We start from the raw sequence: 21,740 nt of genomic DNA, 5'->3' as shown, positions 1-21,740 counted from the left end.
CCATGAAAGTTACAACAAGCTTTTTTTACAAAACATTTTTGAATGACCTTAATAAACAGCTTGATGCAATGTTTAAAGCTCAAGAGAAGCTTTCCACAGGCAAAAGAGTGCTTTCACCAGGGGATGATCCTGTAGCTGTATCAAGAATTGTCAAATATAACTCTGAAATCTCTGCACTTGATGAATACAAAAGAGTGATGGATACTGCAAAAAACTACAACTCCTTAATTGAAACAGCGATTGATGACCTTAAAAATATGCTGATAAAGGCAAAACAATATGCTGTTCAGGGTTCAACAGACACTCTTTCAGCCACTAATAGAGTAGCACTGGCACAGGAAGTTAATACATTAATTCAGCGAAGCATTGAAACAATAAACACAAAAGTGGCAGGAAGGTATATTTTTGCAGGTTATAAAGCAGATATTGCTCCTGTTAATTCTCAGACAGGGCTTTATCAATCAGATACAAATCTCCAACATGTTGACATAAGCTTTTTCCTTGATGTGCCAGTAAATCTTCCAGCAACAGAGTTTTTTACTTACGAAATAGACTCAACAGATCCTAATAGAAATATAAAGGTCTTCACTCCATACAATTATAATTTTAGTTCAGACCCTAATGCACCCTATGATGCAGACCCTCTTTCTGCTTTGCTCATGCCAAAGCCCTCAGCTGGAGCAATTACTGACCCAACTTCAGCTTTTACAACAAACGGAGGCACTCTCACAATCAGGTTTGCTGATAATCCGGCTATAGCTGTTAATATTTCAGCTAATGCTTCTTTAAATGATATTAGAGATGCAATAAACAATGATCCGCAGGCTTCCAGATACGTGAAAGCATGGGTTGTGAATACAGGAACTTCAAGCTCTCCTGACTACCGACTGGTTATATCAAGCGTTCCCAATGGAAAGGCAGACAAGATAAGAATTGATGTAAATACAACAGATGCTCCAAACACAGGGCTTAATTTAATCTCCTATGATCCAGAAGCTGGAAATGCAGAGATGAGCATTAAAGAAAACATAAATGGATACAACTACATAACTGATCCAGCTGATCCCAACTACTACAGCTTTAACAATAATTATCTCAATGAAAATTACTATCTCAGAGCTCTTCATTTTCTTAAAGTAGCCCTTGAAAACAATGATCAGGGAAGAATTCAGAAAGCAGTTGGATATCTTGACAAGATTGCAGACAGAGTTTACACACAGCAGTCTCAAATTGGAGCAAGGCTTAGCAAAATTGAAAGCATTTCAGACTATAACCTTGATATGGAAACAAACACAAAACAGTCTCTTTCAAATGATAGGGATGTAGATGCTGTTCAGGTTATTTCAGAGCTCAATCAGAGAATGACAGTGCTACAGGCATTAAGAGTCACACTAACTGAGTTTTTCCGTAGCAATCTCTTTGATTTTCTGAGGTAGTTTTGTTAGTACTTACACGAAAAACAGGTCAGTCTATTAGAATTGGTGATAATGTTGTTATCAAAATTATTGATGTTGATGGTTCACAGGTAAGAATTGGTATTGAAGCACCAAAAGGCATTCCCATTTTTAGAGAAGAACTATATGAAAAACTTAAAGAAAGTAACATAGAGGCATTAAAATCTTCAAAAGAATTAAAAGCGGAGGACTTAATAAAGTGATAAAGATTAAGACAGAAAGATTTGGTGAACTTCAGATTGATGAAGATGAGATAATTAACTTCCCCTACGGGATTCCTGGAGTTCCCTTTGAGAGATTTATTTTAAAAGAGCTTATAGAGCCTGTAAAATGGCTTATTGCCGTGGATGATCCTGATGTGGCAATGCTTGTTGTATCTCCCTTTAAGTATTTCCCCACATATGGATTTGAGCTCAGTGAGGAGATTGCATCAATCCTTGAAGCAGAAAAGGAAGAAGATATGGAGGTTTATGTGGCTCTGTTAAAATACAATGACGGTGTAGCAGCCAATCTTAAGTCTCCTTTTGTAATAAACAAAAATAAAAAAATAGGGGTTCAGATTCTCCTTGAAGATGAGCGTTACAGTTTTAAGGAGCCAATAAGAAAATGAAGTTTGATATAATAAAATATGAAAAATGATTCTTCAAAGATAAATAGTTTATTAATTCAGGAAATCGTCAAAAGAATTCTATCTGTAATCTCTCCTGACAAAATTATTTTTTTTGGCTCCTACATATATGGGAAGCCTCATTTAGACAGTGATATTGATATAATCGTTATAAAATCAGACATTAAATCAAAAATTGAGGAATACAGAAAAATCAGAAAAAGCTTGAAAGGACTTAAATATCCATTTGACATAATTGTAATTTCCCCTGAAGAATTTAATTTTTACTCCTTAAGATGGCAAAATAGTGTCATAGCAGAAGCGAATGAAAAAGGGAAAATAGTATATGAAAGAAATTCCTGAATTTGAAAATTTTTTTGAACTTGGAAAATCAGATCTTAAATTAGTAGAGAAAAACTTAAATGATGAAGAAATTCGTCAGCAACTTTTACTCTTTCATCTTCAACAAGCTATAGAGAAGTTTTTAAAGGCACTTCTATCGAGAAACAATATTAAATTCCCAAAAGTGCATGATATTGAAAAACTAATTGAGATTTGTAATGAAAATAATATTCAACTTCCTGATTATGTTGATGATTTTATAGATTTAACTCCTTTTGCAGTTGAGTTCAGATATGGTTTAATAATGGAAGAAACTGTTGATATAAAATATTATTTGGAGAAAGCAGAAAAGTTTAAAACATTTATTAAAAAGGCTTTGTACGAAGATTGAATGAAGATCTGGAAGGCAAAAGGAAAGATTGAGCTTAATTTCAATGGGTATGATTTTCACATCAAACCTGGAGACAAATTTCTTTTTGCTGATGATGTGTTTAACCTTCTTCCTGAAAATGTTAAATCAGCCTTTGAGCAGGCACATAGCGTGCTTCCACCTTTTTACAGAGGTGAGCCCCTCAATGGCAAAACTCTCCTTGTAATAGCTCACGCTGCCATTGGTGATGCTTTATGTATGACGCCTGCATTAAGAGAGATAAAAAAGAAGTATCCAGATATGACACTTAATGTAACAATTTCACAAAGAGCAAAGCCTGTTTTGGAAGGACTGTCTTATATTGATAATCTTTTTCCAATGCCTGTTCCTTTTAAAGAAGTATCAAGAGCTGACTATATAGTTAAAGTTGTTGAGATGGTTAATACACCTCAGTTTGACAATCTCTCTTTGGTTGATTACTATTTATGGAAGCTTTACATTTATAAGGCAGAAAAAGAGACTCCTGATGTAATTGTGGACAAAGCAATTTTAAATGAGATGAAAGAGCGATTTGACAGAATAAGGGAAGCCTCAGGTAGCAAAAAGGTTTTGCTTTTTCACTACCTTGCTTCATCTGTGCATAGAACATTGCCGCCTAAACTTCTTAAAGAGATTGAAGATCTTATCTGGAATGAGTATGTTCCTGTAATATGCGCTCTTCCTGAAGAAGACATAACTGTTGAGACAGCTCTTGATGTATATGGGATAAGGGCTGCGAACTTTTCAGTTTTCATGAAGAATATTAAATATCTTATTGCTTCTGTTGCTTTGTCAGATGCTGTTATTACAGCTGATACAGCAACACTACATATAGCTGCAGGACTGAATAAGCCTACTGTGCTTATTTCAGGAGCCATTGATGTAGAGCTAAGAGTTTCAAATTATCCTACTGTCATACCTGTTTCACCAAACTATAAAGGCCAGACATGTATTTCTCCCTGTATGAAGCATGCCACTACAGAACCCTGCATTGAAGCTCAGATAAAGGGGCAGTTTTACAGTCCCTGCATTGAAAGTATTCCACCAAAAGTAATTTACTTTGCCCTGAAAGATGCTGAACTTACTCTTCAGAAAGAATATGAAAAGCCTGAGAAATGCATTGTATGTGATTTTAAAGGAGATATACCTTTATTTGAAGTAATAAATGGCTCAAGAGTATTTGAGTGTCCTTCCTGCGGTTTACAGTTTACATATCCAATGAAGGTTATGGATTATGAAGAGGCTTATGCAAAACATTATGAAGACTTGTTAAGATTTGCAAATACTTCTTATGAATCGTTTCTTAATTTGGAAGATGGGAAAACTGAAATAGAAAGATGGAGTAGACTACCAAGATTTAATTTATTGCTTCCAATTCTTTCAATTCTTCCAAAAGGAAGACTTCTTGATGTTGGCTGTTCCACTGGATTTTTTATGCTTATTGCAAGAAAACTCGGCTATGAAGTTTATGGAATGGAAGCTTCGGGAAAGACAGTAAAAATAGCAAAGGATAAATTCAATCTTAATGTTATTCAGGCTTTATCTTTTGATGAGCTTCCTGAGGAGTTCAAAAATCCATATGACATTATAACTGCATTTGAAGTTTTAGAGCATGTTCATGAGCCCATGAAATTTTTAAGTGATATATACTTGCTTCTTAAAGAAGATGGTATTCTTATTTTAAGCTGTCCACCTTTTTACAAATTTGAAAATACAGCTAAAGGATATAGAAAGTATAAATGGTGGTATAATGACTATCCACCACATCATGTAACAAGATGGAAGCCTTGGACACTTCATTATGCCCTTAAAAAAGCAGGATTTGATGAAGTGCACCTATTTACAGAGCCTTTAATCCCGGGAACAGTTCTTGAAGGAGTAACTCCCTTCGGTATTGATCTTAAACTTCCTGATGGAAAAACTATAAACATTGATGCAAATGTGACAAAAGCAATTGTCTTAGAAACTCTTAAACCTCTTTATTTTAACTCCCGTTTACTTGGCAACTTTCAGTATGCCATTGCAGTAAAGGGAAAAAACAAAATTAACCTTGAAGAACTAATCAAAAAAGCTATTAAATACTCAGCAGTTGAAATAATCTGGGGAAGAAGTGATAAAATTTCTTAAAATTTGAATTGCTGAAGGCAGTTGAATAACCCAATTATCTAATTAAAGGAGGAAAAAAGTGCATTTTGATCCAACCATATTTTTCTGGATTTTTCTCATAATAGTAGCAATTCAACCAATTATCAGGCAAAAACTTCTTGAAAATGCAAGAATGAGACTTATTGCTGAAATTGAGAAACAACGTGGTAGTCGGGTAATCCTTCTTGTTCACAGACAGGAAACAATGAGTTTTCTTGGTTTTCCAATAATGAGGTACATAGACATTAATGACTCTGAAGAAGTCTTAAGAGCAATTCATTTAACTGATGATGAAACTCCAATTGATCTTGTTGTTCATACCCCAGGAGGTCTTGCTATTGCTGCAACACAGATTGCAAGAGCTCTTTCAAGGCAGAAAGGTAAAGTTACAGTTTTTGTGCCTCACTATGCAATGTCAGGTGGAACTTTGATTGCCCTTTCAGCAGATGAGATTGTAATGTGTGAACATGCAGTGCTTGGTCCGCTTGATCCGCAGATTGGAGGTCAACCTGCTGTTTCAGTTTTAAGTGTTCTTCAGAAAAAACCTTTAAGCGAGATTGATGATAATACTCTAATTTTAGCTGACCAGGCTGAAAAAGCAATAAGGCAGATGAAAGAAACAATAATAGAGATTCTCTCCCATAAGCATCCGATTGAAAAAGCTCAAGATATTGCAGAAAAACTTGTCTCTGGAAAATGGACTCATGATTATCCAATAAGCACAGAAGAGGCAAAACAGATAGGGCTTCCTGTAAGCATTGATATGCCAAAAGAAATTATGCTTCTTATGAATCTTTATCCTCAACCTGTAAGACAGTCTGTGGAATATATTCCTGTAAGAAAAACAGGTAAAGTTTAAATTATTCTCAATTTCTCTTGACAAATGAGAATGATTTTCATTAATATGAAAATAGAATAAATTTTTGGAGGTGATAATTATGCCATGGGGTGACAGAACAGGACCTTTAGGACAGGGTCCAAGAACAGGTAGAGGTCTTGGATTTTGTAGTGGATTTGCAACTCCAGGATATATGAATCCTGCACCAGGAAGGGGATTTGGAAGAGGCAGAGGATGGAGATGCTTTGGTTGGTTTGGAGGTTTTGGAAGAGGATTTAGATTTAGATGGTTTTGGAGATGGCCTTTTTTCGGAGGTTCTTCAAGAGAGGAGGTGGATTTACTCAGAGAAGAGGCAGAAATACTTAGAAAAAATCTTGAGGCAGTCGAGAAGCGTCTGAGCGAGCTTGAAAAAGGTGAAACAAACTAAACCGGAGGCTTTGCCTCCGGTTAAATTTTTTTGGAGGTTTTTATATGAAAAAGATAGCCATACTTAAATGTTCAATGATTGGGGAGAAAAATTTATGTCCTGGTGATGCAAAATGTCTCGTTGCTTTTATGCGTAAAGAAGGAGAGTTTGAGCGTTATAAAAATGAGGATGCTGCTATTGTTGGAATTATGGATTGCGGTGGCTGTGAAGGTAATAAAACAAGAGCAATATGTAGCCTTCTTCTTTTAAAGTTGCAGCTTGCTGCTTTTGGTGAAAATGTTGATGTTTTACACATTGGAACATGCATAATGAAGTTTTGTCCGAGAAAAGAAGATATAATATCCGCTATAAAAGAAAAGGCAGGTATAGAAGTAATTGAAGGAACACATAAATATGCCCCACCAACAATTTTTGGTAAATAGGAGGTTAAAATGAGATTAGCGATAGCAACAGAAGATAAATATGTAGCTCAACATTTTGGAAGATGTCCTGGCTTTACAATAGTAGATATTGAAGATGGAAAGGTTATCAGTAAAAATTTAATTGAAAATCCCGGTTATAAAGCTCACCAGCCAGGAGCTGTTCCAATGTTTTTGAGAAATCAGAATGTTGATTGTGTTATAGCAGGTGGAATGGGTCCAAATGCTGTAATGAATCTTCAGGCATCTGGTATAAAGGTAATTGTTGGAGTTACAGGAAAAGTGGAAGATGTTATTACTCAATTTCTGAGCGGCACCCTCACTGGTGGAGAAAGCCTTTGTGAACATGGTGAACATCACTGTCAACATTGAAGGGAGAAAAAAATCATGAAAATATGCATTACATCACAGGGTAAAGATTTAAATTCAGAGATTGACCCAAGATTTGGTCGTTGTAAGTATTTTATTTTTCTTGATACAGATACAATGCAGTATGAAGTAGTTGAAAATCCATGGAGAGATGCTCAGCAGGGAGCAGGTACTCAGGCTGGACAGTTTGTGGCATCAAAAGGCGTGAAGACTTTAATCACTGGGAAAATTGGACCAGGTGCAGAGCGAGTTATAAAAGCAGCAGGAATAAAAATTTTTGAAGCTCATGGTAAAATAACAGATGTAATAAATAAACTTCAGGAGGAGGTTAGATGACAGAGAAAAAGGAAAGCTGCCAGTGCGATGAGAGACAAGCTATTAAAAAAGAAATTGCATTAAAAGCAACTGTTTCAGCAATCAAGAAAAAAATTCTTGTTTTATCAGGGAAAGGTGGAGTGGGAAAAAGCACTGTATCAACAAATCTTGCTGTAGGATTATCTCAAAAAGGATATCATGTTGGACTTCTTGATATTGATATTCACGGACCAAATATTCCAAATATGCTCGGACTTGAGGGATTTCCTCCGATGATAACTGATATGGGTGTTTTTCCGATTAAAGTGTATGATAATCTTCAGGTGATTTCAATAGGCTTTTTTCTTGAACAAAGGGATACTCCTGTTGTATGGCGTGGACCTCTAAAACACAGGATGATTGAGCAATTTTTGAGCGATGTTCGGTGGGGAGAGCTTGATTATTTAGTTGTTGACTCCCCTCCTGGAACAGGAGATGAAATAATATCAATTGTTCAGCTTCTTGATAAGGTTGACGGAGCAGTGATTGTTGCTACACCACAGGATGTTGCCTTAGCTGATGTTCGCAGGAGTATTAAATTTTGTATTGAAGGCTCAATCCCTGTGCTTGGAATAGTTGAAAACATGAGCGGCTTTGTATGTCCTCATTGTGGAAATACTGTTGAAATATTTAAATCAGGTGGAGCTGAAAGACTTGCTCAGGAATACAAAGTTCCTTTCCTCGGTAAAATTCCCATTGATCCAGCAATTGTGCAGGCTGGAGATGATGGAAAACCTTTAATGATTTACTACCCCCATAGCAAACCAGCAGAGGCTTTCTCAAATATAATCAACAAAATTACGGAAGCTTTAAAATTATGATTATTGACCTGACTGTGCTTTTTGACAACTATCCTGCAGAGGAAGGGTTTGAAACAGGCTGGGGGTATAGCTGCTTTGTAAAAAAAGGCTATGGTGGAATTCTTTTTGATACAGGAGCAGATGGAGAGAAACTACTCAGAAATATCCACAAAGCAGAGATAAGGCCAGACAGAATCTTAAAAGTTGTTATCTCTCATTTTCATAGGGACCATTCAGGTGGTTTAAAAGAAATTGTAGCAATTAACAATAAAGCTAAAATCTATGTCGGTGCATCCCAGTATGAGGAAATAAAAAAATCTCTTCCTTCAGCAAGAATTCATAAAGTAGCATCTGAGCCTCTTGAGATAATGAATGGAGTTTATCTTACTGGTGAGCTTGGTGACAGAATAAAGGAAATCTCTCTTATTATGGATACAGGTGGAGGTCTGGTTATCATAACAGGTTGTGCTCATCCAGGAATAAAGGAAATCATAGAAAAAGCTCACAAGATAGTAAATGATAAAATATTTGCTGTTGTGGGAGGTCTACATCTTAAAGATAAAAAAGAGAAAGAAATAGCTGATTTGATTGAATTTCTTAAAAATGAAGGAGTAAAATACATTGCTCCTTCGCATTGCACAGGAGATACTGCAAGAGAGCTATTTAAACAAGCTTTTGGTAAAGGTTTTATAGAGGCAGGGGTAGGAAGTCATATTTACATTGGAGGCTCCTGTGACTATGTTTGATCCCTTTGAATCGTATGTCACTGAGTACGATCAATGGTATGAATCGGAAAAAGGGAAAACTATATATGAAAACGAACTAAAATGTATTAAAAAGCTTCTTGACAGTTGTAAAGATAGAATTCTTGAAGTAGGAGTTGGAACAGGAAGATTTGCGGTTTTATCTGAAAAATTTATAGGAGTTGATAAAGCTTTTTCTCCTCTTAAAATAGCAAAACTAAGAGGAATTCCAGTGGTAAGAGCAAAGGCAGAGTTTTTACCTTTCAGAGATAAAACTTTTTCCTGTGTAATGTTTATTGTAACTCTACCTTTTGTTGAGGATATTTTCCTTACAATGAACGAAGCAAAAAGGGTCTTAAAAGATGAAGGCAGTATAATTGTTGGAGAAATTTTTCTTGATTCCCATCTTGGAAGACTATATGAAGAAAAGAAAAAACAGGGACATCTCTTTTATAGATTTGCAAAATTTTATCATTTTAAGGAATTTCAGCAAATACTCTCTCAATGCGGTTTAAAAATTAAGAAACTCTTTGGAACACTGAAAAATATTTCATCTCAGAATTCTGAGCCTGAAGAACCTGAGGAAATAGCTAAAAATTTTAAAGAATTGCCTGGGTTTGTCTGCATGGAGATAAAAAAATGGTAATCTCAGTGGCAAGTGGAAAAGGCGGAACAGGAAAGACAACAGTTGCTGTATCTTTAGCATTAAGCCTTGAAAACTCTCAGATAATTGACTGTGACGTGGAAGAGCCGAATGTTCATCTTTTTTTAAATCCTGAAATAAAGCAGGAGATTGAGGTAACCTCTGTTATTCCCGAGGTTGATAAAGAAAAGTGTAATCTTTGTGGTTACTGTAGCACAATTTGCGCTTATAATGCTTTAAGTGTAATTAAGCTTGACAGTTCAGGCGATGTTCTACTATTTCCACATCTGTGTCATGGATGTGAGGGATGTATTTTGCTGTGTCCTGAAAAAGCAATGAAGCCTGCTCATAGAAGCATTGGAATGATAAAAATCGGCAACTTTAAAGGTGTTGAATTTATTGAGGGAAGGCTTAATATTTCAGAAGTGCTTGCTCCAAAGGTTATTGAAGAAGCAAAAACATACGCAAAAAAGGATAAAATTACAATAATTGATGCACCTCCTGGAACATCATGCCCTGCTGTGGCTGCTATTAAAGGCTCTGATTTTTGCATTCTTGTTACAGAGCCAACTCCTTTTGGACTTCATGACCTTGAGCTTGCCTATGAAGTAACAAAGGCAGTCAGAATTAAATCAGGCGTTATTATAAACAAAAGTGGAGATGATGGGCTTATAGAGGAGTTTTGCAGTAAAAATAGAATCCCTGTTTTATTGAAAATTCCATTTCACAGAGAAATAGCAGAAGCTTATTCAAAAGGCATTCCCCTTGTAAAAGCAATGCCTGAGTATAAAGAAATTTTTCAGAAGATTTGCAAAGATATAAAGGAAATCATATGAAACAGATTTTGATAATAAGTGGAAAAGGCGGAACAGGAAAGACATTTTTTACAGGATGTCTTGCGGTTGCATTAAATAATAAAATCCTTGTTGATTGCGATGTTGATGCTGCAAATCTTCATCTGCTTTTGCATCCAAAGATAATAGAAACGCACGATTTTATAGGAGGTAAAATCGCATCAATAGATGAGACTAAATGCATTCAATGTGGAGCATGTAAAGAGGCTTGCAAGTTTAACGCAATAATTGATAGTTTTCAGGTTGATGAACTGTCCTGTGAAGGCTGCACAATCTGTAGCTATGTATGCCCTGAGAAAGCCATAACTCTCAATGACAGGATTTCAGGGCAGTATTTTATCTCTGAAACCAGATATGGAACACTGATTCATGCAAGGCTCGGAATTGCTCAGGAGAACTCTGGAAAGCTTGTTACAAAGCTGAGAGAGCTTGCAAAGGAGACTGCTCAAGAAAAGGGCTGTGACTATGTAGTAATTGATGGACCTCCAGGTGTTGGATGCCCTGTGATGGCTTCAATGACAGGTGTTGACCTTGTTGTTGCAGTAACAGAGCCAACTCTTTCAGGAATGCATGACCTCAGTAGAGTCATTGAGCTTGCAAGATATTTCAATATACCTGTAAAAGTTGTGATAAATAAGTATGACCTGAATATTGAGATGAGTTCAGAGATTGTAAAGGCTATTGAGAGTTCAGGCATTGAAGTTTGTGGTAAAATTCCTTTCTCAGAAGATATTTTAACTTCAGTGAAGACAGGAAAGCCATTTTTGGAGTTTACAAAAAACAGTTTAGCAAAGGAGATTGAAGGATTGATAGGTAAGATTATTTAAAATTAACCTTAACCATGTGCACTGAGCAGGATATACAGGGATCATAGGCTCTTACGAGCATTTCAAGGGCAAGGGTTATCTCTTCCTGAGATTGATTTATAATTTCTGGAACAAGCTTTAACATGTCAAGCTCTATGTTGTGTGTGTTTTGATTTGTGGGAATTACACAGTTTGCATTTCTGAATATTCCTCTTTCATCACACTCATAGTGATGAATCAATAACCCTCTGGGAACTTCAACTGCACCAACTCCCTCTCCAGCACGCTGGGGAAGTTTGCCAAGTTCATTTATATCAGGAACAACTATCTCATCATAGTTTATTCCCTTTTGCCAGACATTCTCTACAATTCTTATGGCATCTTCAACACAGTGAACACACTCAACAATCTGAGCAACGGTATTAAAATAAGGATTTATACATTTTGGTTTCAGATTTAAAAATGTGGCGGCTTCTTTTGCTTTTGGATGAAGCTTTTCATGATTTAGATTAAACCTTGCAAGTGCACCTACAGCGTATGAATCTCTATGCCACTTTGTTCTTTTAGCAGAGGCATAAGGAACTATGAATTCATTTGTGACATTTTTATATTCATATTTGCTCACTCTGTATCCATCTGTTGAACCAATATCTCCGTAAAGAAAGGGATACTCATCTTCATCGTTAACCAGTGCTACATATTCTGTATCTCTTTCAAACTCAGGAAAAGTAAGTTTACTGAAAAGTTCAACAGTTGCTTCTATATCATGCTTTAGTTCCAGAAGCCTTTTATGCATTTCCTCAAGCTCACCAGGGTGAGGAAGCTTTGTAAATCCACCGATAACTGCACTAATGGGATGAACATGCCTTCCAACGAGTATATCACAGAGTTCATTGCAGAGCCTTTTCATTCTAAGTGCACGTCTAACAACATCAGGGTTAGATTTTATAAGAGGAACAAAGCTCGGAACTCCGACTAAGTCTGGTGCAACAAGAAGATATATATGGAGAAGGTGGCTATCAAGTTGTTCATAGTGAAGGAGGAGCTTTCTTAAAAGAATGGTTTGCTCAGTTGGCTTTATTCCTAAGGCGTCCTCAGCTGCCTGAATTGATGCAAGTGTGTGTCCACATGAACAAATTCCACAGATTCTACAGGTTATGTGAGGAGCTTCATAAATGGAACGACCTCTCAGGAATGCTTCAAAAAATCGTGGAGACTCAACGATTTCAAGCCTGCAAATTTCAAGCCTTCCATCTTTAACTTCCACTACAATGTTGCCATGTCCTTCAACTCTTGTTAGATAATTAACATTAATGCTAAGGTTTTGACTCACGACTTATCCAGCTCCTTGCACTTGTTATACATCTCTATTTTTTTCATTAAAAAGTCTTCAGGTATGTTATATTTTTTAAGAACTTCTTTAAATCCATCAATGTTGGGATTGATTGTAAGTCCTCTACAACCATAGCATATATTCCCATTATTTATGCACCATGAGTTACATCCTGCCTTTGTGACAGGTCCCATGCATGTAAGTCCTCTGTCATACATGCAAACATTTTCATTTAGTTTACATTCAACGCAAACAGGATACTCAGGCACATAATAGGGTATTCCCTGAAGTATGCATTTAACAACATTAAGAAATTCTGGCTGATAGATTGGACAACCATTAATAAAGTAATCCACCTTCACCACCTGATGCACTGCTTTTGTTAGCAGTGTCGGGAAAAATTTATATGACTCTCCATAAACATATTTGCCTACTTCTTCAAGGTCAAAGGAGTTTTTCATACCATTAACACCACCAATTGTAGCACAGGAACCAAGAGCAACAAGGATTTTACTTTTTTCTCTTATTTTTTTAACTCTTTCCACAGCATGCTCGTCTGTAATGCTTCCTTCAACAAAGGCTACATCAAACTCTCCATTCCACTTTTCAGACATTACCTCTCTGAATTCAACAACCTGAACAATATCAAGCACATCAATAAGTGGCTCACCTATGTTTGCCACCTGAAGCTGACATCCTTCACAGCAGGCAAAATCAAAAAATGCAACCTTTGGTTTACTCATCAAAGTGCCTCTGCCATATCCATTATTTCTTTAAATGTGAAAACTGGACCATCTTTGCAGCAATAAAGATTTTGAATCTGGCATCTTCCACATTTACCCATCCCGCATTTCATGTGTCTTTCAAAGCTTAGAAGAATCTGATCCACCGGCAATCCTTTTGCAATGAGCTCTTTTATAACAAACTTATACATAACAGGAGGTCCTACTACTGCAGCATAAGTTCTCAGAGGATCAATATCAACTCCAGGGATTAAAGAGGTAATAAGTCCCACATTTCCCTTCCAATCAGGGTCTGCTCTATCAACGGTACAGGCAAAGTGTAAATCAAGCCTTTTACCCCATTCTTCAATTTCATCGGCAAAAAGAATTTCTGCAGGAGTTTTGCATCCAAAAAGTATGTGTATTTCGCCAAAATCTCTTCTATTATCAATAGCATAGAGTATCAATGACCTAAGAGGTGCAAGTCCTAATCCACCAGCTATTATTAAGAGATCATGCCCTTCAATTAATTTAATCGGGAAACCATTTCCGTATGGTCCTCTAACTCCGATAAGGCTTCCGACATTTAATTTATGAAGTGAGTTAGTAACTTTTCCAACTGCTCTTACGCATATTTCAAAATAATGTCTGTTTAAAGGAGAAGAGCATATAGAAACCGGAATTTCTCCAATTCCCATTAAAGAAACCATTATGAACTGTCCGGGTTCAAAATCAAGCCATGTGCTATCTTCAAAAACTAATTTGAAAAGTTTTTCTTTTTCTGTGAGAGGTTTGATATCCAGAATTTTTGCTTTTTTTAGATTATAGGGTGAATCCTTTATAACCACTTGCGCCATATTTTTGTCTCTGACTCCTTTATGAGGGATGTTAAAACTTCTTTAAGATTAATTTTTGCCATGCATGTTCTAGAGCATCTTCCACAACCTGTGCAAAAAACCATACCGTAACGGTCAATGTGATATCTGAATTTTCTATAAAATCTATGTCTCTGTCTTGCTGAACGCTCTCTTCGGAAATCAATGCCTCCTGCAACTTTTGCAAATGGATCAAGCTGACAGGAAAACCAAACTCTGTATCTTTCACCTGCATTAAGAGTTAAATCCACATCTTCTTTTATATCAAAGCAGTAACATGTTGGACACACTGCTGTGCAGTTTCCACAACTAAGACACTTACTCTCAAGCTCTTTCCATACAGATGCATTAAAGGAACGGTCAAACAGGTCTGGAAGATATCTTCTTTCTGTGGGAACTTCATTATTAAATATTTTCAGTTTATTATTTCGCAATGCCTTAAGTTCTTCAATATGAGCAGCTTTAGCAGGTTTAAATAAATCAGTTTTTTCAACAATATCAGAGCCTTTTGAAGAATGAATATGAACTATAAAATAATCATCAAGTTCTGTGAACATCAAGTCATATCCTGTTGTAGGGATATGAGCACCTACAAATGAACAGCTTGCATACTCATCGCAGTAATCATTACACTCAAGCCCGATTATTGTTATATGTTTTTTTCTTATAAGATATGCTGTGTCTTTTGGTTTATCTGAAAGAACCATATTCAAGCATTTTATTCCTGCTATATCACAGGTATGGGCACCGAAAAGGATTAAATTTTCGTATTCAACCACAGGTTCAATTGTTAAATCTTCTTTTAAATCAAACTTTAGCAAAGTTTCCTTTTGCGGCATAAAATATTTTTTTGGAGGAATTATGGTCGGAATATATTTAAGACTTACTTCATCAGCAGATTTTATCTCCTGAAACACATAATTGTTATAACCTTTGTATACAGGAGCAACTACTTTGGAAAAAGAAATTAAAAAGTTTATGAAATCATTAATTTTTGTTTTTTCAATTATTTTATATTGTTCCACTTTCATTCTTTGCCCCAAAAAAACAAAAGTAGTCAATTATAGTGTTTGAGAATTAATTTTGTCAACTTTGCGCGTTTCCTCAAAAATAATCTCTTTGAAGAGGTGTTGTTTCCTCAAAATTGACAAAAAGGGCAAGCATCCTTTAAACCTTTATGGTTTAAGCAAAAATCTTACAAAAAGGAGGTTTACAGGATGCTTGCCAGTATACCTAAAGGAGTATACACCATGAAGAACAAATTAGTCATCATCCTTAACAATGCAGAGCTATACAGAAAGGCTAACAAGAAACAGAAGTCCCAGCTACTTAAGGAACTTTCCCTTATACTTCACATGAACAAACAATATATTTCCAGTCTTTTAAGGAACTCAGGCAAGAAGTTAATAAGAAAGTCAAGGACAGAGGTTATGGCATTTGTCAAGAATTTTGTGTTTGGGCATAGAATTTTCTATTAAAAATTTGTCTAAGTTCATAGGTATTAGCTTTCAGTATAGGTACAGGATTTTTCCATCTGCCTTGTAACAACCTTTCTCTCTGCAAAAACAGATTTGTCTCAAGTATTTCAATTGATTGAAAATATCCTCCAAGCCTCAGTCTTATTTCCTCTATTCTTCTGTTAAAGTTCTCTGCTGCATTAGTTGTGTATATATATTTTCTTATCTCTTCGGGATATTTGAGAAAATTAAAATACTTCTCTGCCTTTTTCTTTAGTTCCTTCATAAAATAAGAATAGTTTTTCTCGTATCTATCACAGAGAGATTTAAACCTCTCTAATGCATCCTCAAATCCTGAGCTTAGCTGTTTTATTTGATTAAGCATTTTAAGAAATTCCTGAGAAGCCAGTTTCCCCATGTTTTTTCTGATGTTTCTTTTTAAATGTACAAAACAGAGTTGATGCTCTGTAAGTGGATAAAGTGCCTCAAGAGCCTCACTTAGCCCTGGGAAATCATCGCTTACTACCACAACTACCTTCTGTAGTCCCCTGTCAAGTAGATCGTTCAACACCTGCAGCCAGCCTTCCTTGCTCTCTGAACCAAAAAATTCATAAAATCCATAGATGTCCTTCTTTCCAGTCAGGTCTATGCCCAGCACTGTATATACACAGGCTCGTCTTACCTTTTTTGATTGCTTTATATCCGTGTGATAGCCATCTATGAAAAGGGCAAATACTTCAGAGGGTAATTGCCTTGTCTTAAAATCCTCAAGTCTTTCCCTCAGGTCTTCAATTATCTTTTTCATCTCATCCTGAGTATAAGGAAGTCCTAACTCACTGAGTGTCCTGTGAAGCTGAGCGGGACTGTATCCGTTTATTATTAAAGAATAAAGGACATCTGTATAAGATGCACCTACTCTCTGGTATGGCTGAGGTAAAATGTAAGGCCGAAACTCACCATGTCTGTCTCTTGGAACAGTGAGGTCAAGGCAGAATGAGCCTTCAGAGAACTGACGATGATAATAGCCATTGCCCTTATTGCCAGGGCTATTTTTTAGATATATCTCTCTTTCAGATTTCATTATCTGGTTTAATGTTTCTTCAAAAAGCTTCTTTAGTCCCAGATGTTTACCTGTTAAAACATCATCTCCAAGTACTTTCATGGCTGCTTCCCTGAATAGCTCCTCTTTTACTGCCTCATACATCTCCTTTTGATTTTCCATATCCTCTTTCCTCCTTTTTATTTAGTTTTCAAATTCATATATTTTATCCATAGACACAAAATTATTTTAACTTCCACAAAACTCTTTATGCCCCAGATGAAGCTAATCTCAAGGCATGGAGAAGGTAGCCATGTCACAAGGACACATGAGATGGAGATACTATTTAGAAGGGTTTTAAACCTTCCTGATGCAGATGCATCCACTAAGGATAAACTGGTAAAATTAAGACGCTCCATAGATATAGTAAGGCTTGCAGAAGAGATAGAGAGGCTTTCAGACGAACTATCTAATGCCTATGAGAAAAAACTCAGGAGGATTAACAGTGAACAAGCATAATTCTATTTCGAAGAGATTTTATTTTGAGTAAAGACGATATTTTTTACCTGATTAACTTTGATCGTTGGTAATGGTTGGCTTAATATATCTGCTATTCCATGGCTTATTCTTACCCTGGCTACTATGTCCTAACCTGAATGAGACAATTGATTTTCTTACTACTGGTAGAGTAAAATTAAACATGAAAACACCACTGGTTATAGCATCAATTCTGATGGTTCTATTTATATCAACATTTTCATTTGCAAAAGATGTTTCCTTTACTCAGGAAGACAGAGATAGGCTTATAAGGCTTGAAGTTAAAGTTGAAGAAAGCAGTAAAGCTTTAAATCAAAGAATTGATAGCCTGCAACAGTTGATATATATACTGATTGGCGTGGTAGTTGCTCAAACCATTGGTGTTATTGGCTTTGTTTTATGGGATCGTAGAACAGCACTTCAGCCAGCTTTAAGGAAAAACAAAGAACTTGAGGAAAGACAGGATAAGGTAGAAAAAGCTCTAAAAGAAATAGCAAAGGTTGACTCCAAAGTAGCTGAAGCTTTAAAGAATGTCGGATTACTGTAACAAAGCATTGATAGTTCCTGTTTTACTACAATCTGACAGATCAAGTATGCAAGCCATTTCTTGATATAGTTTTTCTCTCACACGGAAGAGGTCTGGGTTCAAATCCCTTATCGCCCATAGTAAAATCAAGGGTTTACACTACATGACATATTCTTAAAAAATCTCAACTGCGTCACCTATTTCAAAGCTATCAAAAATGCTCAATGCTTGCTTAGCATGTTTGGGGGATAAATGGCTGTTCTGATTTCAAAAAATTTTCTGGCATTGTTGACTAAACAGTAAAACCTGACTCAATCCTGATTTCCTAATTAATTAATTCACCAACTCCATTCCCGGCAAAAGCGTGCTGTCGCAATCCCTTTTAAATGAGATCACGTTTCCTACAATACCACATTAGGAACCTCGTGGACGGCGAAGTAAGGTCGCAATCCCTTTTAAATGAGGTCACGATTCCTACACGGTATATACCGTAGGCTTAAAAAGCTTGACAAGGATGCCCGTCGCAATCCCTTTTAAATGAGGTCACGATTCCTACTTGAATCTGCACATGCCAGCGTGGTTAATATTCAGTCCTTTGCGTCGCAATCCCTTTTAAATGAGGTCACGATTCCTACGACGTATAAGCCACTGGTTAGCTGGATATTTTGGAAGTCGCAATCCCTTTTAAATGAGGTCACGATTCCAACCCCTCACCATTGAATAACAGATTGTTTCATATAGATGTCGCAATCCCTTTTAAATGAGGTCACGATTCCAACTATTAAAAGAAGAATAATTGATGCCTTGTATCAGCGTCGCAATCCCTTTTAAATGAGGTCACGATTCCAACTTAATTACGAAAATGATAGACATCATCCCTGAGACTGTCGCAATCCCTTTTAAATGAGGTCACGATTCCAACAAAATTTTTCAAAAAATCTAAGTTTTTATCCATATGTCGCAATCCCTTTTAAATGAGGTCACGATTCCAACATTTTTAAGCTCAAGGAGGAGCTTAAAAATGAGGGCAGCGTCGCAATCCCTTTTAAATGAGGTCACGATTCCAACAAAGATATCCCTGCAGGCCCAGTGGAGCACCACCCTGTCGCAATCCCTTTTAAATGAGGTCACGATTCCAACACACTATTGTCTTCGGCAAAGCTGCCGAGGCGACAGTGTCGCAATCCCTTTTAAATGAGGTCACGATTCCAACTTCCTGCATTAGTAATTAATACAAAGCTTTCACCGGATGTCGCAATCCCTTTTAAATGAGGTCACGATTCCAACCTTGCTCAGATGATAGTGGATACGGAAAAATACGGAAAAGTGTCGTAATCCCTTTTAAATGAGGTCACGATTCCAACCAAATTTTGTTACAAGATGAAGAAGGTCAGGCGGGTCGCAATCCCTTTTAAATGAGGTCACGATTCCAACAATTTAGGATGGGAAAGATTAAAAAATGGAAGAAGGTCGCAATCCCTTTTAAATGAGGTCACGATTCCAACAATGCCATAGCTATGGATGCCTATGGCAATATAGTGGGTCGCAATCCCTTTTAAATGAGGTCACGATTCCTACATAAAGGCATAGATATAGAATGTTGTGGTTCTTTTAAGTCGCAATCCCTTTTAAATGAGGTCACGATTCCTACGGGTGTGGTTAGAAATATGTATGTTTCAAGAAAAGGTCGCAATCCCTTTTAAATGAGGTCACGATTCCTACAAACTTCATAGAAAATAAAGAAGAATACGCTATTCTGTCGCAATCCCTTTTAAATGAGGTCACGATTCCTACGGACTCCATTAGTTTTTCTCTTGTTTTTCAATAAGTTATAAGCAAGATTGTGCAGATTTTTTAATAAATTTTCATCACCGATCTTTAATCTTAATTACTGACTTGTCAAAGATCCTAATTTTTAAAATTAAATCAAATAATGAGTAAAAAAGTCAACCTTAAATCCATTCCTGACATTGCCGATAGAACTATCAAACATTTCGTGAAGTTTAACCTGAGCGTAGCTAAAGGGCTTAGAATGAATTCCATAAATTATATAAAAACTTCTACTCCTTCGGGAATTCTGGCTCCACAGCCCAAAACTGCTACACAAGAATCCTTAGAAAGTGGATAAATCCTCACATCATCATAGCGTGGATTAATAAGTTTTCTTATTTCATTTTTTAAACTTTTAAGTTGTTGCGGAGTAAGAACACAATAAAAAACAGAATATTGCAGATGAAGTCCTTTTCCTTTCATGAATCTGTATATTCTGGCAAGTCTTTTTTCATCGGCAATGTCATAACAGACAAGATATGGTACTTTCATTTTCTTAAATCTTTTATGATTTCAAAAAGTTCATCAATAACAGTTTCAACCTGCTGAGATATTCTCTGCCTTCTTGATTCAAATCTGTCAATAATGCTTTTTATGTTGTTTTCTGAAAGCTCAAAATTTTCAATCTCTACTTTGTGGGATTGAAAAAATTTTATTGTCTGGAAATCAGCCTCTGGCTCAAAAATTAAGGAAAAATCAAGTAATAAACCAAAATTAAATCTTTTGTTGATTATTCCAAAATGAGGATCTAACCCTGCATGTAGAATTCTTCCTAAAATTATTGCTCTAATAAAGTTTTCAATTATGTCTTTTATCATGCTCCAGGAAGAATAGCTCTGGCTAATTTTATTGATAATAAACTGATAATTTCCCTCGCCAATTTCATTGGGAAGACTGTATTTTTTAAATATTTCTTTGAAAATCTCTATCTGCATCATGGCTCTTCTTGTTTGAATCCAATTTTTGTATCGCCTCTGAGTATCTTCTGATTGAATAATTATTCTCTGCTCTTTGTAATGTCTGGGGAGTTTATGATTGTAAGGTAAAATAAATGCTTTTTCTGTGTTTCTCTGTGAAATAAATAGCACTGGAATGTTATTGTCAGCACAAAGAGTAATTGAATCAGCATCAATTCTTATATTTCCGATTATTACAACTTTATCAATTGCACTTACAGGAATTCTTCGTGCTGCCTTATTTCGGGAAGTTATTAAAAATGAAGGACCATCAGCATGTAAATTTATTCTATTTCCTTGTTCAATCAAATACAATGTCTTTTTCATTGATTATCCTCTTTGCCAGCTCTCTTACAGAGTCTCTTAATTTTTGCCTTATTGGCTGTGCCCATTGTTCATAAAGAGGATAAAATTTTTTCCTTCCTGATTTTTTTAGATAAACTCCACCCTGAGTTATATCCTTCATGAAATCTCGCACAGTAATATGCCTTTCTTTGAAAAGTTCATATACGAATCTGTCAACATCCACTCTGAACATTTCTACAATGTCACAGGCAAGAGATTCACGCCCATATTCAAACTGATGATAAAAACCAATTGTTGGGTCAAGCCCTATAAATTGAATCTCTCTTACTGTTTCATAATGAAGCAAAGTATAGCAAAAACTAAGCATAGCATTTACAGGGTCTTGTGGAGGTCTGCGGGTTCTTTTGTTAAAGCCGTATGAATCAGGATATAGTTTTGTGTATATGGAAAAATACAATGCCTGAGCAGTGCCTTCAATTCCTCTTAATGAGTCCATGGATGATACAGTTTTTAGTGTTTCAATTTTATTCAATAACTTCTCTTTAATTTCTTGAGAGTTCATTGAAAGAATAGGTTTAATATATACAAAGTCTTTTAAAAATTCAATCTGACTATGGATTTTTCTCGCTACAATTTCTTTTGCTAACTGAAGAGCAGATGGATTGATTGATTTTTCATACTGTTTTACTCTTAAATGTCCATTATTATGCATAGGTCCGTAAATTATGCCAGTGTATTTAAGTTTGCCAGTAAAGAAAACCACTGTGACATCATTTTTTATTAATTTATGAATTACACTTGTCTGAAGTTTAATATTTCCGATTATTACAACTCTTTTAAGTGGAGAAATAGGAAGACTGCCTTGTTTTTTGCCTTTTGAGTAAAAATCAATTGAGTTTCCATCAGTTTTTAAATAAATATCTTTTCTATCTATGAAAACTGTGCCCAT

At 36.0% G+C, this 21,740-nt stretch carries 25 protein-coding genes, 1 pseudogene and 1 CRISPR repeat array; of the genes and pseudogenes, 18 read left to right on the top strand and 8 right to left on the bottom strand.

Annotation, left to right across the window (positions count from 1 at the left end; all coding sequences use genetic code 11):
• Positions 1–2: 2 nt before the first annotated feature.
• The 16 genes and pseudogenes from flgL to ACYQ3X_RS07085 all read left to right on the top strand — a co-directional run bounded on the left by flgL (position 3) and on the right by ACYQ3X_RS07085 (position 11,231).
• Positions 3–1,436 carry a flagellar hook-associated protein FlgL gene (gene flgL / locus ACYQ3X_RS07160; RefSeq protein ID WP_460181121.1) on the top strand — a complete coding sequence of 478 codons (1,434 nt, stop codon included), beginning with the start codon at positions 3–5 and terminating at the stop codon, positions 1,434–1,436.
• Positions 1,437–1,438: 2 nt separating this feature from the next.
• Positions 1,439–1,657: a carbon storage regulator CsrA gene (csrA, locus tag ACYQ3X_RS07155; protein WP_460181120.1), complete on the top strand. Its 219-nt coding sequence runs from the start codon at positions 1,439–1,441 to the stop codon at positions 1,655–1,657.
• Complete coding sequence (fliW, locus tag ACYQ3X_RS07150; protein WP_460181119.1) at positions 1,654–2,064, top strand: flagellar assembly protein FliW; 411 nt, start codon at positions 1,654–1,656, stop codon at positions 2,062–2,064. The genes csrA and fliW overlap by 4 nt, the downstream gene beginning before the upstream one ends.
• An 18-nt stretch (positions 2,065–2,082) precedes the next feature.
• Complete coding sequence (locus ACYQ3X_RS07145; RefSeq protein WP_460181118.1) at positions 2,083–2,424, top strand: nucleotidyltransferase domain-containing protein; 342 nt, start codon at positions 2,083–2,085, stop codon at positions 2,422–2,424.
• Positions 2,408–2,794, top strand: coding sequence for a HEPN domain-containing protein (locus tag ACYQ3X_RS07140; RefSeq protein WP_460181117.1), 387 nt, complete (start codon positions 2,408–2,410; stop codon positions 2,792–2,794). The genes ACYQ3X_RS07145 and ACYQ3X_RS07140 overlap by 17 nt, the downstream gene beginning before the upstream one ends.
• Complete coding sequence (locus ACYQ3X_RS07135; RefSeq protein WP_460181116.1) at positions 2,795–4,939, top strand: methyltransferase domain-containing protein; 2,145 nt, start codon at positions 2,795–2,797, stop codon at positions 4,937–4,939. It abuts the gene before it with no gap.
• Between the two features lie 58 nt (positions 4,940–4,997).
• Entirely contained in the window at positions 4,998–5,816 is an 819-nt protein-coding gene (locus ACYQ3X_RS07130; protein WP_460181115.1) for an SDH family Clp fold serine proteinase, read from the top strand.
• A 79-nt stretch (positions 5,817–5,895) separates the two neighbouring features.
• Positions 5,896–6,222 (top strand): DUF5320 domain-containing protein, encoded by a 327-nt coding sequence (locus tag ACYQ3X_RS07125; protein WP_460181114.1) that lies wholly within the window; start codon positions 5,896–5,898, stop codon positions 6,220–6,222.
• A gap of 44 nt (positions 6,223–6,266) precedes the next feature.
• A complete protein-coding gene (locus tag ACYQ3X_RS07120; RefSeq protein ID WP_460181113.1) occupies positions 6,267–6,644 on the top strand; it encodes a CGGC domain-containing protein in 378 nt (125 codons plus the stop codon).
• A gap of 9 nt (positions 6,645–6,653) precedes the next feature.
• The gene (locus ACYQ3X_RS07115; protein WP_460181112.1) at positions 6,654–7,013 is read left to right on the top strand and encodes a NifB/NifX family molybdenum-iron cluster-binding protein; all 360 of its coding nucleotides are present in this window, start codon (positions 6,654–6,656) and stop codon (positions 7,011–7,013) included.
• Between the two features lie 15 nt (positions 7,014–7,028).
• On the top strand, positions 7,029–7,346 hold the full coding sequence (locus tag ACYQ3X_RS07110; protein ID WP_460181111.1) for a NifB/NifX family molybdenum-iron cluster-binding protein: 318 nt from the start codon (positions 7,029–7,031) through the stop codon (positions 7,344–7,346).
• Positions 7,343–8,185 (top strand): P-loop NTPase, encoded by an 843-nt coding sequence (locus ACYQ3X_RS07105; protein WP_460181110.1) that lies wholly within the window; start codon positions 7,343–7,345, stop codon positions 8,183–8,185. The genes ACYQ3X_RS07110 and ACYQ3X_RS07105 overlap by 4 nt, the downstream gene beginning before the upstream one ends.
• A pseudogene (locus ACYQ3X_RS07100) lies at positions 8,182–8,526 on the top strand (MBL fold metallo-hydrolase); the annotation flags it as partial. The gene ACYQ3X_RS07105 and the pseudogene ACYQ3X_RS07100, both read left to right, overlap by 4 nt.
• A gap of 376 nt (positions 8,527–8,902) precedes the next feature.
• Positions 8,903–9,553, top strand: a complete 651-nt coding sequence (locus ACYQ3X_RS07095; protein WP_460181109.1) for a class I SAM-dependent methyltransferase — start codon at positions 8,903–8,905, stop codon at positions 9,551–9,553.
• Entirely contained in the window at positions 9,547–10,386 is an 840-nt protein-coding gene (locus ACYQ3X_RS07090; protein ID WP_460181108.1) for an ATP-binding protein, read from the top strand. Before ACYQ3X_RS07095 ends, ACYQ3X_RS07090 begins: the two co-directional genes overlap by 7 nt.
• Positions 10,383–11,231 (top strand): ATP-binding protein, encoded by an 849-nt coding sequence (locus ACYQ3X_RS07085; RefSeq protein ID WP_460181107.1) that lies wholly within the window; start codon positions 10,383–10,385, stop codon positions 11,229–11,231. Before ACYQ3X_RS07090 ends, ACYQ3X_RS07085 begins: the two co-directional genes overlap by 4 nt.
• On the opposite strand, the gene ACYQ3X_RS07080 is transcribed toward ACYQ3X_RS07085, so the two are convergent.
• The 5 genes from ACYQ3X_RS07080 to ACYQ3X_RS07060 form a co-directional block, all read right to left on the bottom strand.
• Positions 11,224–12,543, bottom strand: coding sequence for a Ni/Fe hydrogenase subunit alpha (locus ACYQ3X_RS07080; protein ID WP_460181106.1), 1,320 nt, complete (start codon positions 12,541–12,543; stop codon positions 11,224–11,226). The two genes, ACYQ3X_RS07085 and ACYQ3X_RS07080, sit on opposite strands and share 8 nt — an antisense overlap.
• Positions 12,540–13,286, bottom strand: coding sequence for an NADH-quinone oxidoreductase subunit B family protein (locus ACYQ3X_RS07075; protein WP_460181105.1), 747 nt, complete (start codon positions 13,284–13,286; stop codon positions 12,540–12,542). The genes ACYQ3X_RS07080 and ACYQ3X_RS07075 overlap by 4 nt, the downstream gene beginning before the upstream one ends.
• Positions 13,286–14,122 carry an FAD/NAD(P)-binding protein gene (locus ACYQ3X_RS07070; RefSeq protein WP_460181104.1) on the bottom strand — a complete coding sequence of 279 codons (837 nt, stop codon included), beginning with the start codon at positions 14,120–14,122 and terminating at the stop codon, positions 13,286–13,288. The genes ACYQ3X_RS07075 and ACYQ3X_RS07070 overlap by 1 nt, the downstream gene beginning before the upstream one ends.
• On the bottom strand, positions 14,104–15,171 hold the full coding sequence (locus ACYQ3X_RS07065; protein ID WP_460181103.1) for a 4Fe-4S dicluster domain-containing protein: 1,068 nt from the start codon (positions 15,169–15,171) through the stop codon (positions 14,104–14,106). The genes ACYQ3X_RS07070 and ACYQ3X_RS07065 overlap by 19 nt, the downstream gene beginning before the upstream one ends.
• A gap of 409 nt (positions 15,172–15,580) precedes the next feature.
• Positions 15,581–16,819, bottom strand: coding sequence for an IS256 family transposase (locus ACYQ3X_RS07060; protein WP_460181102.1), 1,239 nt, complete (start codon positions 16,817–16,819; stop codon positions 15,581–15,583).
• Positions 16,820–16,915: 96 nt separating this feature from the next.
• Here ACYQ3X_RS07060 and ACYQ3X_RS07055 point away from each other — a divergent pair, with 96 nt between their 5' ends.
• Both ACYQ3X_RS07055 and ACYQ3X_RS07050 read left to right on the top strand, forming a co-directional pair.
• Positions 16,916–17,155 (top strand): hypothetical protein, encoded by a 240-nt coding sequence (locus tag ACYQ3X_RS07055; RefSeq protein ID WP_460181101.1) that lies wholly within the window; start codon positions 16,916–16,918, stop codon positions 17,153–17,155.
• 70 nt (positions 17,156–17,225) lie between these two features.
• Positions 17,226–17,720: a hypothetical protein gene (locus ACYQ3X_RS07050; protein WP_460181100.1), complete on the top strand. Its 495-nt coding sequence runs from the start codon at positions 17,226–17,228 to the stop codon at positions 17,718–17,720.
• Positions 17,721–18,068: 348 nt separating this feature from the next.
• A CRISPR array of direct repeats spans positions 18,069–19,493; the repeat unit is 36 nt; unit sequence GTCGCAATCCCTTTTAAATGAGGTCACGATTCCAAC.
• Between the two features lie 252 nt (positions 19,494–19,745).
• Here the strand turns inward: ACYQ3X_RS07050 and cas2 are convergent.
• The 3 genes from cas2 to cas1 are packed head-to-tail and all read right to left on the bottom strand — an operon-like array spanning position 19,746 to position 21,740.
• Positions 19,746–20,021 carry a CRISPR-associated endonuclease Cas2 gene (gene cas2 / locus ACYQ3X_RS07045; RefSeq protein ID WP_460181099.1) on the bottom strand — a complete coding sequence of 92 codons (276 nt, stop codon included), beginning with the start codon at positions 20,019–20,021 and terminating at the stop codon, positions 19,746–19,748.
• A complete protein-coding gene (locus tag ACYQ3X_RS07040) occupies positions 20,018–20,812 on the bottom strand; it encodes a CRISPR-associated endonuclease Cas1 (RefSeq protein WP_460181098.1) in 795 nt (264 codons plus the stop codon). Before ACYQ3X_RS07040 ends, cas2 begins: the two co-directional genes overlap by 4 nt.
• Entirely contained in the window at positions 20,787–21,740 is a 954-nt protein-coding gene (gene cas1 / locus ACYQ3X_RS07035) for a CRISPR-associated endonuclease Cas1 (RefSeq protein ID WP_460181097.1), read from the bottom strand. The genes ACYQ3X_RS07040 and cas1 overlap by 26 nt, the downstream gene beginning before the upstream one ends.

It is taken from the genome of Thermodesulfovibrio sp. TK110 (assembly GCF_054658355.1).
This window is presented reverse-complemented; position numbering and strand designations above follow the sequence as displayed.